Source organism: Nucisporomicrobium flavum (genome assembly GCF_016464385.1).
In the GTDB taxonomy this organism is placed as follows: domain Bacteria; phylum Actinomycetota; class Actinomycetes; order Mycobacteriales; family Micromonosporaceae; genus Actinoplanes; species Actinoplanes flavus_A.
The window spans coordinates 407,470-423,462 of the sequence record NZ_JADMLH010000006.1 but is presented as its reverse complement, the minus strand read 5'-3'; the positions used below and the strand labels follow the sequence as shown (position 1 = coordinate 423,462).

The following is a 15,993-nucleotide window of genomic DNA, read 5'->3' as shown; positions in this document are numbered from 1 at the left end:
CCCTGCGACATACTGGTGCGGTGCCCGGCGAAGTCGTGATCGGTGTCCTCGGCGCCCTCCGGGTGCAGGTGGACGAGCGGGTGGTCCGGCTGAACGGGGTCCGGCTGCAGACGCTTGTCGCCGTACTGGCCCTCGACGCCGGTCGGGAGGTGACCCGCGCCGATCTTGCCGACGCGGTCTGGGGCGAGCGGGCACCCGCCGCACCCGGCAACGCCCTGCAGGCGCTGGTGTCCCGGCTGCGGCGGGCGGTGCCGGAGCTGGTCGTGAAGTCCCGGCCCACCGGATACCGGGCCCTCATCCGGCCCGACCAGGTCGACGCCAACCGGTTCGCGGCGCAGGTGGACGCCGCGCGGGCGATCCCCGGCCCGGAGCGCCGCGCCGCCGCGCTGCGGGACGCGCTGGCTCTCTGGCGGGGCGCGGCCCTGCCCGGCCTCGCCGATGCCCCGGTCCTGCGCGCCCACGCCGCCCGGCTCGACGAACTGCGCCGATCGGCCACGGAGGAGCGGATCGCGGCCGACATCGCCGACGGCCGCGGCGCCGAGGTGGTCCCCGAACTGCAGGGACTGATCGCCCAGTACCCGCTGCGTGAGACGCTCCGGATGCATCTCATGCAGGCCCTGCGCGCCGCCGGTCGGCACGCCGACGCCCTCGCCGCCTACGAGGACGCCCGCACCGAGCTCGCCGAGCAGCTCGGCGCGGACCCGTCGCCGGCCCTGCAACGCACACACCTCGCGCTGCTGCGCGACGGCTTCACCGCGCCGGATCCGCCCGCCCCCACGGTCCCGTCGCCGTGCGGCCCGTCGCCGTGCGGCCCGTCGTCGCGCGGGCGGCTGCCGATCCCGCTGACCCCGATGGTGGGGCGGGACGACGACCTGCCCGCGCTGGTGCGGATGGTCACCGGCAACCGGCTCGTCACCGTGGTGGGGGCGGGCGGGGTGGGCAAGACCCGGCTGGCGGTGGAGGCCGGGCGGACCATCGTGGGGGCCGAGGCCGACGGGGGCGTGCTGGTCGACCTGGGCGCGGTGGGCGACGCCGGCGACGTGTCCCGCGCGATCCTGGCCGCGTGCGGCGCCGGCGACGGCGGGCTGCTGTTCGCCCCCGCCGGTCCGGCGGCCCGGCCCAGCATCGCCGACCGGCTGATCAGCGTGGTGTCCCGGCGTCCGCTGCTGCTCATCCTCGACAACTGCGAGCACCTGCTGCCCGCGGTCGCCCGGGAGGCGGAGACCCTGCTGGCGAGCTCTCCGGGCCTGCGCGTGCTGGCCACCAGCCGGCAGCCGCTGGGCGTGCGCGGCGAGGTGCTGTTCCCGCTCGCCGGCCTCGCGACCCCGGCACCCGGTGGACCGGTCACCACGAAGAGCCCGGCGGTGCGGCTGTTCGTCGAGCGCGGCCGCGCGGTGCGGCCGGCGTTCACCGTCGACGAGCGTACGGCCGAACAGGTCGGCGCTGTCTGCCGGGCGCTCGACGGCCTGCCGCTGGCGCTGGAGCTGGCCGCCGTCCGGCTTCGCTCGCTGTCGGTCGCCCAGCTGGAGGCGCGACTGCAGGACAGGTTCGACGCCCTGTTCGCCGGACCGGACACTGTGGCCGAGCGGCAGCGCACCCTGCGTACGGTGGTGGACTGGAGCTGGGATCTCCTGGACCGCCCCGAACGGGTACTGGCCCGCCGGATGTCGGTCTTCGCCGGTCCGGTCGACGGCGACCTCGTCCGCCGTGTCTGCGCGGGCCTCGAGCTGCCGGACGACATCGGGCCGGGCGACGTCGAACGCCTGCTCGCCGGGCTCGTGGACAAGTCGATGGTGCAGGTCGACGCCGAGCGGGAGCCGCCACGGTTCCGGATGTTGAACACGATCCGGCTCTACGGGCTCGAACGGCTGGCCGAGGCGGGGGAGACCGCGAGCCTGCGGTTGCGGCACGCGCAGGTGCTGGCGGCGATCGCGGAGGAGCTCGAGCCGCAGCTGCGCCGGGACGGTCAGCTGCACGCGCTGGCGTACCTGTCGTCCTGTGTGGATGACGTGAACGCAGCCCTGCGATGGTCGATCGACGAGGCGCCGCCCGACGTGCCCGTCCGCCTGGTGGCCATGCTGGAGTGGTACTGGCTGCTCGGCGGCCGTCACGCGGAAGGTCTGGAGTGGACCCGGCGGGCGCTGGCGCTGGACGCGTCGGCGGTCCCGGTGCACCGAGCGTTGCTGTGCGCGGTCGGTGCCCTGATGTACGGCGCGATCCTGGCCGATCCACAGGGCCTCGCCTGCCTTCACGAGGCGCTCGAGCTGGCCGGCCGGATCGGTGACCAGCCCGGTGCCGGGCATCCGCTGCTGGTGCTGCTGGGCTCGATGACCTCCCTGCTGACCGGGGACAGCGGGGTCATGCTGGCGGAGTTGCGGCACCACGCCGGACACGCCGACCCGTGGGTCCGGGCACAGAGCCGGATGCTGGCCGGCCGTACGCTGATGAACCTGGGCCGCCCGGACGAGGCGCGCTCCGAGCTCGTGGCGTCGTTGGCGGAATTCCGCCGGATCGGTGAACGGCTGGGCCGGGCGCAGACCCTGTCCGCGCTGGCCGAGCTGGACGGGGCGAGCGGCGAGCACGCCGGCGCGGTCACCGCCCTGCGCGAGGCGCTGCAGGCCGCCGGTGAGCTGGGCACCGCCGAGGATGTCGCCATGCTGCGGGTGCGGCTCGGCGCGGCGTACGCCCGGTCGGATGACGGCCCGGCGGCGCGCCGGGAGGTCGGCACCGCCCTGGCCGAGGCCCACCGGCTCGGCCTGGGGGAGACCGTCGGCGCGGCCCACCACGTGCTCGGCGACCTTGCCCGCTGGGAGGGGCGGTACGCGGACTCCCGTGACCTGCTCGGCCGCGCCCTCGGTGAACTGCGCGAACACGGGCGCGGCATCGGGCTGATCCCCGCGGTCCTGATCAGCCAGGGGTACCTCGCGGTCGCGGAGGGGCGGCTGGGGGAGGCCACCGACCTCTGCCGGGACGCGTACGACCTGGTCCGGCGGGGACGGGACGCGCATGCCACCTCCCGGGTCGCCGTGCTGGCCGCCGACATCGCCCTGGCCCGCGCCGACGTGGACAGCTCCGCCGCCCTGCTGACCGCCGCGGCGTCGATGCGCGGTCAGCGCATCGCCGGGGATCCGGACGAGACCCGCCTCGACGCCGGGGTCCGGGACCGGCGGGAGGGGCGAGCACCCGACGGTGCCCCGGTGGACGGGGCCGCCATCGAGGCACTGCTGTCGCCGGTGCTGTAGGTGGGCGGGACCGACCCGCTCAGGCCTCGGCCGGGCTCGCCTCCCGCGGGACGGCCTCGAGCCCCGCCGGTTCGTCGTCGGTACGCCCGCCCGGCCGGCTCGGCCACCACAGGTGCCGCCCGACGTCCAGGTTGAGGGCGACGACCAGCACGGACCGGACCACGAGGGTGTCCAGCAGGACGCCGAGGGCGACCGCGAAGCCCATCTGGAAGAAGGTGGTGACCGGCAGCGTGAGCAGGACCGCGAACGTACCGGCCAGCACGAGGCCGGCCGAGGTGATCACGCCGCCCGTGGCGCTGAGCGCGAGCAGCGTGCCGCGCCGGGTGCCGTGGCGTTCCGCCTCCTCCCGCACCCGGGTCATCAGGAAGATGTTGTAGTCGATGCCGAGGGCCACCAGGAACACGAAGACGAACAGCGGGAACGACGTGTCCGCGTGGCTGTGTCCCAGCACCGCCCGGAAGACGACCGTGCTGATGCCGAGCGCGGACGCGAAGGACAGCACCACGGTCGCCATCAGGAGCAGTGGCGCGACGATCGCCCGCAGCAGCAGCATCAGGATGACGAAGACCACCCCCAGCACCAGCGGGATGATCAGCGTGCGGTCGTGCTCGGCGGCCCGCTGGAGGTCGAGGCTCACCGCGGTCGTCCCGCCCACCAGGGCCTGCGCGCCGGGTACGGCGTGCACCGCGTCGCGGACGCGTTCCACGGTCCGGAAAGCGGCCTCGCTGTCGGCCGCGTCGGTCAGGGTCGCCTGGAGGTACGAGTACTCACCCTGAGCCTCGGGCGGGGTGACGCTCTTCGCCTCGATCCCGGGCGTGCCGGCGACCGCGGTGCGCACCTGCTCGGCCTGGCCGGGCCGGGCCGAGACGATCAGCGGCACGCCGGATCCGGCCGGGAAGTGCTTCGCCAGCACCTCCTCGCCGACGATCGAGTCGGGCTCGGTCCGGTACGACTGGGCGTTGGACAGTCCGCCGGCGTCGAGGCCGAGCAGCGGCAGCGCGACGAGGGCCAGCACCAGGGTGGTGAGCAGCGCCGTCACCCGGGGCCGACGGGCGATGGCGGCTCCGATCCGGTCCCAGATCCGGTGCGGGGTGACGCCCGACGAGGGGTCGTAGGTGGGGCGGACCGGCCAGAAGACCCACCGGCCCACGGTGACCAGCAGGGCCGGGAGCAGCGTCACCATGACGAACAGCGCCACGATGACGCCGACCGCGGCGACCGGCCCGAGGCCCTTGGTGGAGTTCGTCTCGGCGAAGAGCATGAACAGCATCCCCGCCGCGACAGTGGCGGCGCTCGCGATGATGGCCGGGCCGGAACGGTGCAGCGCCTCGGTCATGGCCGCGTGCCGGTCCTCGTGCCGGTGCAACTCCTCGCGGTAGCGGGCGACCAGCAGCAGCGCGTAGTCGGTGCCCGCGCCGAAGACGAGCACGGTCAGGATGCCGGAGCTCTGGAAGTTGACCGTCAGGCCGGCGTGCTCGGCGAGCAGATAGATCACCGCTTGGGCGCTGGTCAGCGCCGCCCCGGCGGCGAGAACGGGGAACAGCCACAGCGTGGGGCTGCGGTAGATGAGCAGGAGCAGCACGACGACGATGCCGATGGTGGCGAGCAGCAGCGTGCTGTCGATCCCGGAGAACGCCTCGGTGAGGTCCGCGGCGTTGCCGCCGGGTCCGGTGATGTGCACGGTCATGCCGGCGCTGTCGGCCTCGGCCACGTCTCGCAGCTTGTCGATGACGTCCGCCGCGGTGGAGTCGTTGTCGTCGTCACCGAGGTCGAGGGGGACGATCGTCTGCGCTGCCATCTTGTCGTCGGACGGGAAGGGGCCGGCCACCTCGCCGGGCAGGGTCGTCACCTGACCGAAGCGTCCGGCGTCCGCCCCGATCTTCGCCAGGTCGGCCGGGGTGAGCCCGGAGCTGCGTTCGTACACGATGATGGTGGCCACGGTCCGGTCGTCGACGGACGCGGCGGCCATCCGGTTGAGCAGCTCCGTCGACTCGGCATTGCCCGGCAGCCACGACTCCGTGTCGTTCTGCTGGGCGTCGAACAGCTGGGTCGACAACGGCGCCGCGACGGCGAGGATGCCGATCCAGAGGACGAGAACGACGTACTTCGTATGACGGCCGGCCACGAATGCGGCCAATGACCTCGGCATGACTCTCCTCCGGTTGGTCCATCGCGGCCGTCCGGCGCTCCCGGTGGTGGGCGTGGACCGGCGCGACATGGGGCGTACTGCGCCTCATCCTTCCGGCGGCGTCTGATATGTCCGTGACACCGGCCTGACACCGGCTGGAGGACCTCCGAGCCCGGCGTTGCACGCGCGAAACCGCCGCCGGCCGAGGCCGGCGGCGGGTCGCGTCGGAGGATGGTCAGCCGAGCCGCACCAGCCGCCACACGTTGTCGGCGCTGCCGTTGTCGGAGTCCTGGACGACCTGGGTTCCCCAGGTGCTCGAGCCGTTGAGGATCGCCAGGAGCTTCCCGCTGTTGACGTTGCGGATCTTGTAGGTGTCGTTGCCGAGGTCGACGAGCGTCCACCGGTGGTCGGCGGTGCCGCTGTCCGACCACTGCAGGACGCGGGCGTTGTCGGCGGTCGACATGTTCTCGACGCCCAGAACCTTGCCGCTGTTGACGTTGCGGAACCGGACGGCGCTGCCGTCGGCGACCCTGACCCAGTTGTGGTCGGCCGTTCCGCTGTCGCCCCAGACCACGGCGAGCCCGCCGTCCGCCGTCGACATGTCCTTCACGCCGAGGACCAGGCCGGTGCCGACGTTGACCAGCTTGTACGCGGTCTCCGTGCCGGTGCTGCCGCCGCTGGCGTTCCAGTAGACGGTGTAGTTGTAGCCGTGCGCGTCGTAGAACGGTCCGATGCCGACCGCCGAGCCGTTGGCCGTCGCGGTGAAGGACAGGCTGGAGCTGCTGGTACGGGTGATCGTCGGCACGGACAGCGACGGCAGCGCCGACAGCGCCGTGTTGCCGTAGTTGCCGCAGAGCACCGTCGGCCCGTACGTGATCGCCTGGACGTTCGCGTTGTCGTTGGCGGCCTGCATGATCACGCGCATCGGGAGGGTGACCGTCAGCGTGTCCCCGGCCGCCCAGGCGCGGGTGACCGTCGCGTACGAGCCGGGCGTCGCGGTGACGGCCTGCGCGGTGCCGTTGACGGCGATGACCGGGTTCTGGGTCCAGGAGGGGATCCGGACCCGGATGCTCCAGGTGCCGCTCATCGTGCCGGACAGGGTCAGCGTGGTGGAGTCGCCGACCGGGTACGTCGTGGACTGCGTGACCGTGATGCCGCGATCCGCCCAGGTCAGCGTCGAGGGCACGAACAGGTTCACGGTCAGGGTGGTGCCGGCGTAGAAGTAGATCGAGTCCATCAGCTTCGTGTTGGACTCGATGCCGGTGCCCTGGCAGCACCAGAACGAGCTGTAGTCGGTGGAGTACGTGCCGCCGCCCCACGCCGGGCCGACGCCGCGGCGGCCACCCGGGCGCAACGGCGTGAAGTACGTGACGCCGCCGTGGCTGTCGGCCGGGTTCTGCGCGCCGACCACATGGTTGAGCAGCGCCCGCTCGTAGAAGTCGAAGTAGCCGGCCTGGTTCGGGTCGAGCAGCCACAGCTCGCGGGTGAGCTTGAGCATGTTGTACGAGTTGCAGTGCTCGCAGGTGTCGTTGGTCAGGTACCCGGCGATGGCGTTCGGCGCCCGGAAATGCTCGGCCTGGCTGTTCCCGCCGATGACGTACGTGTGGGCCCGGGTCGTGATGGCCCAGGCGTTGGCGGCGATGTCGCGGTATCGGGTGGTGCCGGAGGCCTTGTACTCGCGGGCGGCGCCGATCCACTTGGGCACCTGCGTGTTGGCGTGCAGCCCGTTGAGCTGGTCGGAGTTCGCGGCCAGCGGGTTGAACACGGCCGCGTGGTCGAAGCGCTGGGCGACGGTCATCCAGCGTGCGTCACCGGTCTGCTGGTAGAGGTCGGCGAGCACCTCGTTCATGCCGCCGAACTCGGTGCCCAGCACCCTCTGCATCTGGCTCTCGCTCAGCCGGGCCGTGCGGGAGTCGACCCAGCCGGCGAGGGCGAGCAGCACGGTACGCGCCTGCGTGTTGCCGGCGTACCGCCACGCGTCGAGCAGGCCGGCGAGCGTCTTGTGGATGACGTAGTACGGCACGTTGCCGTTGGACAGCGTCCCGGCCTCGAGCGCGGCGAAGTCGGACTCCGGGAACCCGGACAGGTACCCCGAGGCGAACCCGGCCGCCCCGTTGTTGGCCTGGCACTTGGCCAGCTCGGCGACCATGTAGTTCAGCTTGTCCCGGCAGGTGGTGTCGCCGAGCGCCGCGTACGCCTGCGCCCAGGCGGTCAGGAAGTGGCCCTGCATGTGCGACCGGAACGGGAAGTTCGGAGCATCCCAGCCGCCGTTGGAGGCGGCGCCGTTGGTCGACAGGCGGTGGTTGGCCCGGAAGACGTACAGCAGCCGGTCCACGTCGACGAACCGCAGGTAGTTCAGGGTCCGGGTCTGGTTCTCCATGAGCCGGCCGGCGGTCAGCCGTACCTGGCCGAAGTCGAACGCGGACGCGGCGGCGCCGATGTCAGGACGGGCGGGTGGCACGACCGCTGCGGCGGCGGGACGCTGGTCGATCAGGCCGGCGCCGGTGGCGGAGGCCACGACAGCGGCCCCGGTGGCCTGCAGCAGACGGCGCCGGCTGAGGGCGGACGAAGACATGACGCGCTCCAGGGGGCAGAAGGCATTGGGTTACGTCGATGTTAACCTTCACAACCATTGCGTCAAGAGCGCGTTTCAGCAGTGAATATTTCAAGTGGTGAACGGTAACAACAGTGGTGCCGCGTCAGGCGGACTCGCGCAGCACCAGCCGGGTCGGCAGGATGATGGACGACCGTTCCTGCCCGGCGATCACCCCGATCAGCAGCCGGGTCATCTCCTTGCCCAGGCCCTGGATCGACTGGTGGACGGTCGTCAGGGGCGGCTCGGTGCGTTCGGCTATGCCCAGGTCGTCGAAGCCCACGACGGCCACGTCACCCGGCACGGAGCGGCCGCTCCCGCCCAGCACGCGCAGGGCGCCGGCCGCCATGTTGTCGTTGGCGGCGAACACGGCGTCGAGATCGGGGTGCTCGTCGAGCAGGGTCTTCATCGCCGCGGCGCCCCCGGCCTCGGTGAAGTCGCCTTCGGCCGTACCGTGCGGGGACAGGCCGGCGATGACCATCGCCTCGCGGTAGCCGCGGTGCCGGGCCGCGCCGGCCTCGGTGCACATCTGGCCCGTGATGGAGACGATCCGGGTACGGCCGAGTCCGATGAGGTGCTCGGTGGCGAGCCGGGCCCCGCCGACGTTGTCGGAGTCGACGTACCACTCCGGTTCGAAGTGCAACGGCCGTCCGCCGTAGACGGCCGGCACGCCCGCGCGCCGCACGATGTCGGTGAGCGGGTCGTCCCCGCGCAGGGCCACCAGCAGGATGCCGTCGACGCCCCTGGTCTGCAGGAGCTTCGTCAGCCGGGCCCGGCCCCGGCCCGAGCTGGCCAGGCACAGCAGCAGGTGCAGGTCGGTGTCCTCGAGCGCCGCGGACACGCCCACGATGACCTGGGCGAAGAACGGGTCGGCGAACAACTGCGGATCATCGTCCGGTACGGCGAGGGCCACGATCCCCGTCTGCCGGGTGGCCAGGGCGCGGGCCGTACGGTTGGGCAGATAACCCAGCTCTTTGACGGCCTTCTCGACGGCATCGCGGGTGGCGCGGCTGACGTGCGGTGCGTTGTTGATGACGCGCGACGCGGCCGAACGGGAGACGCCGGCGCGCTCGGCCACCTCGTCCAGGGTGGGTTGCCGCCGAGGTGCCACTGCTGCCATCGGGATGCCGGATCCTTCCGTGACGTCGGGCTGTCGCCCGTCGGATGGTAGCGACCGGTGATGATGGCCGTCGATGCACTCCGCCCTGTTTCTGGAAGCGGTCCCAGAAACTTGGCAGCCATCGACGCGAACTGGGCAGGCCATCAAGGCCGGAAGTTGCGGGGGTATTGACTTCCGGTCGGTGTCCATGGATGACTGTCGCTGGAAGCGCTCCCAGCCATCGTCGTTCGCCGATGCATCCCCGAGGAGACCCGCCGATGAAACGACCGTCCCGTCCCCGCGTGCTCGCCGCCGCGCTGGCGCTCGTGGTGCCCGCCGTCCTGCTCGCCGCCCCCGCCGCCCACGCCGATCCGGTCAGCCAGACCAGCGGCTTCTACGTGAACCCGAACTCCAGCCCCGCGGCCTGGGTCGCCGCCAACCCCGGCGACGGGAGGGCGGCCGCCATCCGAACCCAGATCGCGCAGAAGCCCATGGCCAGTTGGTTCGGCAACTGGAGCGGCGACATCGGAGGCGCGGTCGGCCGATACGTCGGAGCCGCCGACGCGGTGGACAAGTTGCCGCTCCTCGTCGCGTACAACCTTCCCGGCCGGGATGCCTGCGGCGGCCACTCCGGCGGAGGTGCCGGCAGTGTCGGGGCGTACGACGCGTGGATCGCGTCCTTCGCCGCCGCCATCGGCAACCGGCCCGCCGTGGTGGTCCTCGAACCGGACTCGCTGGGCGACTTCAACTGCATGAGCCAGGCGCAGATCAACGACCGGGTGGGCATGCTCTCCCGTGCGGTCGGCCAGTTCCGGTCCAAGGCGCCCAACGCCTGGGCGTACCTCGACGCCGGCAACTCCGGCTGGGTCGACGCCGCGACGATGGCGCAGCGCCTCAACTCGGCCGGCGCGGCCAACGCGCACGGCTTCGCGCTCAACGTCTCGAACTACTTCACCACCGGCGAGAACGCGAACTACGGCAACCGGGTCGCCTCCGAGCTGCGGCGCTTCGGGTACAGCAAGCCCTTCGTGATCGACACCAGCCGCAACGGCAACGGCTCGAACGGCCAGTGGTGCAACCCGGCCGGCCGCCGGATCGGCACGCCGACCCAGCTGGGCGGCGGCGCGGAGATGCTGCTCTGGCTCAAGACCCCGGGCGAGTCCGACGGCAACTGCGGGGTCGGGTCCGGATCGAGCGCCGGTCAGTTCCTGCCCGAGGTCGCCTACAAGATGATCTACGGGTACTAGCCGGCCCGGGTGCGCCCGCGGCTCCTCGGGGCGGAGTCGCGGGTCACCGGCCGGGCAGTTATTGACTGACATCGATGGATGCCGATAACGTGTGACGTCTCATGACCGGCTGAGCCGAGCGAGCCGGTTCGCCTCCGGACCGTGATCTCCGTCGCCGCCCGCCACGGGCGGCCGCCGCGCATCCGGGCAGCTCGACCGGCTTCCCGCGCGCGACGTGGCTCCCGCCCGCGCCGGCCGCCAGCTTGGAGAAGACACGATGACAGAAGTGACGCGAAGGAAGCTCCTCGCGGCCGGTGCCGCCGGAGCCGGAGCCGCCCTGCTGCCCACGGGGTGGACCGCTGGCGCGCAGGCAGGCCCGGCGGGATCGTCGCCGTCGCGGGCCGTCAACGACCTGATGCTCCGGTACGACGAGCCGGCCGGGTCGGAGTGGCTGCGCGCCCTGCCGGTCGGCAACGGGCGCCTCGGTGCCATGGTCTTCGGCGCGGTGGACACGGAACGGTTCCAGCTCAATGAGGACACCGTCTGGGCGGGTGGGCCGTACGACTCCGCCAACGCCCGTGGCGCGGCGGCCCTGCCGGAGATCCGGCGCCGCGTGTTCGCCGACCAGTGGACCCAGGCGCAGGACCTGATCAACCAGGCGATGCTCGGCAATCCCGCGGGGGAGCTGGCGTACCAGCCCGTCGGGAACCTCCGGCTCGCGTTCGGGAACACCGGTACGGCCGCACAGTACGACCGGACGCTCGATCTCACCACCGCCACCGCCACCACCACGTTCGTGCTGAACGGTGTGCGCTATCAGCGGGAGGTGTTCGCGAGCGCACCCGATCAGGTGATCGTCGCCCGGCTGACGGCCGACCGGGACAACGCGATCAGCTTCAGCGCCACGTTCGACAGCCCGCAACGGACCACCGTGTCCAGCCCGGACTCGGCGACGATCGCCCTCGACGGCGTCTCCGGCAGCATGGAGGGCATCGCCGGCTCCGTACGCTTCCTCGCCCTGGCCGGCGCCGTCGCCACCGGGGGTACGGTCAGCAGCTCCGGCGGCACGCTGCGGGTGACCGGCGCGACAAGCGTCACCGTGCTGGTGTCGATCGGCTCGAGCTACGTCGACTTCCGCACCGTGAACGGCGATTACCAGGGCATCGCGCGACGCCACCTCAACGCCGCCCGGGGCGTCGCGTTCGACCAGCTGCGCGCCCGGCACGTGGCCGACTACCAGGCGCTGTTCAACCGGGTGACGCTCGACCTCGGGCGCACCGCGGCGGCCGACCAGACCACCGACGTGCGGATCGCCCAGCACGCGAGCGCGAACGACCCCCAGTTCTCGGCGCTGCTGTTCCAGTACGGCCGCTACCTGCTGATCTCCTCGTCGCGGCCGGGCACCCAGCCGGCGAACCTGCAGGGCATCTGGAACGAGGAGATGGCGCCCTCGTGGGACTCGAAGTACACGATCAACGCCAACCTGCCGATGAACTACTGGCCGGCCGGCACGACGAACCTCGCCGAGTGCTTCCTGCCGGTCGTCGGCCTGATCAAGGACTTGACCGTGACCGGTGCGCGCACGGCGCAGCTGCAGTACGGCGCCGGCGGCTGGGTCACGCATCACAACACCGACGCGTGGCGGGGCGCGTCCGTCGTCGACGGCGCCCTGTGGGGCATGTGGCAGACCGGCGGGGCCTGGCTCGCCACCCTGATCTGGAACCACTACCAGTTCACCGGCGACGTCGAGTTCCTCCGCGCGAACTTCCCGGCCATGAAGGGTGCCGCGCAGTTCTTCCTCGACACGCTGGTCGCCCACCCGTCGCTCGGGTACCTGGTCACCAACCCGTCCAACTCGCCGGAGCTGCCCCACCACGCGAACGCCTCCGTGTGCGCGGGGCCCACCATGGACAACCAGATCCTGCGCGACCTGTTCAACGGCTGCGCACGGGCGAGCGAGGTCCTCGGCGTGGAGGCCACCTTCCGCAGTCAGGTGCTGGCGGCACGGGACCGGCTGGCGCCGATGCGGGTCGGCTCGCGCGGCAACATCCAGGAGTGGCTGGCGGACTGGGTCGAGACCGAGCCGAACCACCGGCACGTCTCCCACCTGTACGGCCTGCACCCCAGCAACCAGATCACCAGGCGAGGCACGCCACAGCTGTACGACGCGGCACGCCGGACGCTGGAGCTGCGCGGGGACGACGGCACCGGCTGGTCGCTCGCGTGGAAAATCAACTTCTGGGCGCGGCTGGAGGACGGCGCGCGCGCCCACAAGCTGCTCCGCGATCTCGTCCGCACCGACCGCCTCGCGCCCAACATGTTCGACCTGCACCCGCCCTTCCAGATCGACGGCAACTTCGGCGCCACCTCGGGCATCGCGGAGATGCTGCTGCAGAGCCACAACGGCGAACTGCACGTACTGCCCGCCCTGCCGCCGGCCTGGTCCGCCGGTAGCGTCGCCGGTCTGCGCGGCAGGGGCGGATACACCGTCGGCGCGACCTGGAGCAGCACCGGCACGGAATTCGTCATCACGCCCGACCGTGCCGGCACGGTACGGGTCCGCGGCCGGGCCCTCATCGGCGACGTCGAGCTGCGCGACGACACGAGCGGCAGCCCGGTCCAGCCCGTACGGCTCGAGGCCGATCTCGTCGAGTTCGCCGGGCAGGGCGGACACACCTACCGCATCTCCGCCGCGACCTCGGACCCCGGGGAGACCGGCGTGTACCGGCTCGTGGCGCAGCACAGCGGCAAGGCCGCCGACATCAACGGCGCGTCCACCGCCGCCGGTGCCACGCTGATCCAGTGGCCGGTCGGTGGCGGACTCAACCAGCAGTTCGAGCTGTTGCCCTCCGACGGCGGCTATTACCGCATCCGGGCCCGGCACAGTGGACTCGTCCTGCAGGTCGCCGGCACCGGCACCGGCGCGGACATCACCCAGCAACGCGACACCGGCGTCGCCGCCCAGCAGTGGCGGCTGGTCGACCACGGCGGGGAGGTGGTCAGCCTCATCAACCGGCAGAGCGGCCTGGCCATGGACGTGTGGCAGGCCTCCACCGCCGACGGTGCCCGCATCTCCCAGTGGACACCGTCCGACACCGCCGCCAACCAGCGATTCCGCCTGCAACGCGTCTAGGCGTTCATCCGTTGCTGCGTGGTCTAACGCTGGCCGCCGGAAACGAGCACGATGTCGCCGGTTATCCAGCGAGCCGCGTCGGAGGACAGGAAGGTCACCACCGGGCCGTAGTCGTCCGGAGCGCCGAGCCGGCCCAGGGGGATCTCCGCGACCGCCTGCTGCGCCTGGGCCGAGCCGATGAAGCCCATCGCCCGGGTGCCGTCGGTGTCGGACACACCGGCCGCGATGGCGTTCACCCGGATGCCGCGCGCGGCGAGCTCCTTCGCGGCGACCACGGTCAGCGCGTTCACCGCACTCTTCGTCGCGACGTAGAGCCCGGCGTACGGCGGATGGCTCATCGTGCCGGCGGTGGACACGTTGACGATGGAGGCCGGCCCCAGGTCGTCCTGCCCGGCGAACGCCTGCATGGTCAGCAGGGTGCCCAGCACGTTGGTGCCGACCTGCTGCTCGAAGTCGCCCGCGCTGACGGCGGTCAGCGGCGCGAACGAGTAGACCCCGGCGTTGTTGACCAGGATGTCGACCGGACCGAAGGCGTGCCGGGCGGCCCGGAACAGCTCGGCCACGTCGGCGGCCTGCGACACGTCGGCCCGTACGGCGATCGCCTGCCCGCCGAGCGCGGTGATCGACGCGACGACCCGGGCCGCGGCGGCCTCGTCGGATCGGTAGTTGACGACGACATTCGCCCCCGCGGTGGCCAGATGGGCCGCGATGCCGGCGCCGATGCCCTTGGCCGCTCCGGTGACGACGGCGGTGCGGTTCTGCAATGTGTTCATGATCGCGAAGGTAGGCGCACCGCTCACTGCCCGGTAGTACGTACCTTTTCGTAAGCTGCTGCCATGACGGTAGGAGACCAGCTCAATACATCATTGCGGTTGCTGGCCGGTGACACGTTCGACAGCGAGTGCCCGACCCGGCCGATCATGGACAAGGTCACCAGCCGCTGGGGCACGCTGATCGTCGCCGCGCTGGTCACCGGGCCGCACCGGTTCTCCGCCCTGCACCGGAGGATCGGCGGGATCAGCCAGAAGATGCTGTCGCAGCACCTCAAGGCTCTGGTGGGTAGCGGCCTGGTCGTCCGCACCGTCGAGCCGACCGTCCCGCCGCAGGTCACCTACAGCCTGACGGAGCTGGGAATGAGCCTGGCCGGGCCGCTGACCGACCTGCTCGGCTGGTTCGGCCGCAACCGTGCCGAACTGCTCGCCGCTCAGCAGCAGACGGCGGATTGAGAGGCCTCCGCCCTCCGGCGGAGGCCCCACGATGACGCCTTCAGGCTCTGGCCCAGCGTTGGTTGGCGCCGGTGTGGCAGTTCCAGAGGACGACGGCGGTGCCGTTCGCGGTGGCGGCGCCGTTGACGTCCAGGCACAGGCCGTTCTGCGCGTTGCTGATCGTGCCGTTGCTGTTCAGGTTCCAGTGCTGGCCCGAGCTCGCGTTGCAGTCCCAGATCCGTACGCGCGTACCCGCGGTGCCGGCGGGCACGTCCAGGCACTTGCCCAGCACCCGCAGTTCCTGCCCGTTCTGGGTGAACTGCTGGTTGGCGTTGCCATGACAGTCCCAGATGATCATCTCTGAGCCGTTCGCGGAGCTCGCGCCGTTGACGTCGAGGCAGCGGCCCGCGGGCTCGCTGCGCAGCCGGAACGTGGCCGGGGCGGGTGGCGGCGTCTCGCCCGTGAAGAAGTTCCACACCACCGCGCGGGTCCAGGACCGTTCTCCGGGCTCGTAGTCGCCGGAGGACCCGTCCACGGGACCCGGGGTGTGGCCCGCGTCGAATGCGGCCCACGCCACCGGATATCCGGCCCGGCAGCCGGAGTAGGTGGTGACGATGTGCGTGAGGCTGCCCTGCGCGGGCTCGGGCGGGTTCTGCGGCGTGCAACCGTTGTTCCTGACGAACCTGTCGCGGAGAGCCCGGCCCTGCGAGATGTTCAGGACGGGGTCCCGCAGTCCGTGCAACCCGATGTACGCCACCGGCTCGGTGCCGCCGCTGCATCCGCTGAGCTGCCCGCCGGAGTAGACGGCGACCGCGCGGAACACCGTCGGACGGGCACACGCGAGCGCGTAGCTCATGCCGCCGCCGTAGCTGAAACCTCCGGCGAAACGCTGGGTCGTGTCGACGCACAACCCGGCCTCGATCTGCCTGATCATGTCGTCGACGAAGGTCACGTCCTCGCCGCCGGAGTTCGCCCAGCCGTTGTTGAAGCCCTGGGGCGCGACGAAGATCGTGCTGTTGTTCGACAGGGCCCTGAGCCCGTAGTACGACCAGGGGTAGCCGCTGGTGCCGCCCGAGTCGACGTCGTTGGCCGTACCGCCGTTCCAGTGGAAGCCGAAGATCAGGCGGTACTGGTGGTTGCTGTCGTACGTGTCGGGGATCCGCAGGATGTAGTTGCGGGTCTTGCCGCTGGTCTGGATCGTCCGGGGCCCGCTGGTCAGCGTCGGCGGCTTGCCGCATCCGGCGCTCGCCGCGAGGGCCGTGGGGGCCGCGGCGGCCGGCGCGGGCCCGATGCCCGTGAGCCCGGCGGCGGTGAGCACGAGCGTCGCGGTGACCGTGAGCAGCGTTCGCATGGGTTCTCCCTTCCCT

Annotated in this window: 9 protein-coding genes; 4 read left to right on the top strand and 5 right to left on the bottom strand. The window is 71.8% G+C overall.

From position 1 onward, the window contains the following. Positions 1 to 20 precede the first annotated feature (20 nt). Positions 21 to 3,242, top strand: coding sequence for an AfsR/SARP family transcriptional regulator (locus tag IT780_RS17900; RefSeq protein ID WP_199512700.1), 3,222 nt, complete (start codon positions 21 to 23; stop codon positions 3,240 to 3,242). A gap of 19 nt (positions 3,243 to 3,261) precedes the next feature. Here IT780_RS17900 and IT780_RS17895 read toward each other — a convergent pair whose 3' ends face one another. The 3 genes from IT780_RS17895 to IT780_RS17885 all read right to left on the bottom strand — a co-directional run bounded on the left by IT780_RS17895 (position 3,262) and on the right by IT780_RS17885 (position 9,083). Next, positions 3,262 to 5,391 carry an MMPL family transporter gene (locus IT780_RS17895; RefSeq protein WP_233412986.1) on the bottom strand — a complete coding sequence of 710 codons (2,130 nt, stop codon included), beginning with the start codon at positions 5,389 to 5,391 and terminating at the stop codon, positions 3,262 to 3,264. A gap of 214 nt (positions 5,392 to 5,605) precedes the next feature. Continuing rightward, positions 5,606 to 7,945 (bottom strand): beta-L-arabinofuranosidase domain-containing protein, encoded by a 2,340-nt coding sequence (locus IT780_RS17890; RefSeq protein ID WP_199512699.1) that lies wholly within the window; start codon positions 7,943 to 7,945, stop codon positions 5,606 to 5,608. 124 nt (positions 7,946 to 8,069) lie between these two features. Next, positions 8,070 to 9,083 carry a LacI family DNA-binding transcriptional regulator gene (locus IT780_RS17885; protein ID WP_199512698.1) on the bottom strand — a complete coding sequence of 338 codons (1,014 nt, stop codon included), beginning with the start codon at positions 9,081 to 9,083 and terminating at the stop codon, positions 8,070 to 8,072. 257 nt (positions 9,084 to 9,340) lie between these two features. On the opposite strand from IT780_RS17885, the gene IT780_RS17880 reads away from it, so the two are divergent. Then, a complete protein-coding gene (locus IT780_RS17880) occupies positions 9,341 to 10,309 on the top strand; it encodes a glycoside hydrolase family 6 protein (RefSeq protein WP_199512697.1) in 969 nt (322 codons plus the stop codon). A gap of 256 nt (positions 10,310 to 10,565) precedes the next feature. Then, positions 10,566 to 13,421, top strand: a complete 2,856-nt coding sequence (locus IT780_RS17875) for a glycosyl hydrolase family 95 catalytic domain-containing protein (RefSeq protein WP_199512696.1) — start codon at positions 10,566 to 10,568, stop codon at positions 13,419 to 13,421. A 23-nt stretch (positions 13,422 to 13,444) separates the two neighbouring features. Here the strand turns inward: IT780_RS17875 and IT780_RS17870 are convergent, their stop codons facing one another. Next, entirely contained in the window at positions 13,445 to 14,194 is a 750-nt protein-coding gene (locus IT780_RS17870) for an SDR family NAD(P)-dependent oxidoreductase (protein WP_199512695.1), read from the bottom strand. A 63-nt stretch (positions 14,195 to 14,257) separates the two neighbouring features. Between IT780_RS17870 and IT780_RS17865 the strand changes: the two genes are divergently transcribed. Beyond that, entirely contained in the window at positions 14,258 to 14,647 is a 390-nt protein-coding gene (locus tag IT780_RS17865) for a winged helix-turn-helix transcriptional regulator (protein ID WP_199512694.1), read from the top strand. A 40-nt stretch (positions 14,648 to 14,687) separates the two neighbouring features. Here IT780_RS17865 and IT780_RS17860 read toward each other — a convergent pair whose 3' ends face one another. Beyond that, a complete protein-coding gene (locus IT780_RS17860) occupies positions 14,688 to 15,977 on the bottom strand; it encodes a ricin-type beta-trefoil lectin domain protein (RefSeq protein ID WP_199512693.1) in 1,290 nt (429 codons plus the stop codon). Positions 15,978 to 15,993: the final 16 nt, after the last annotated feature.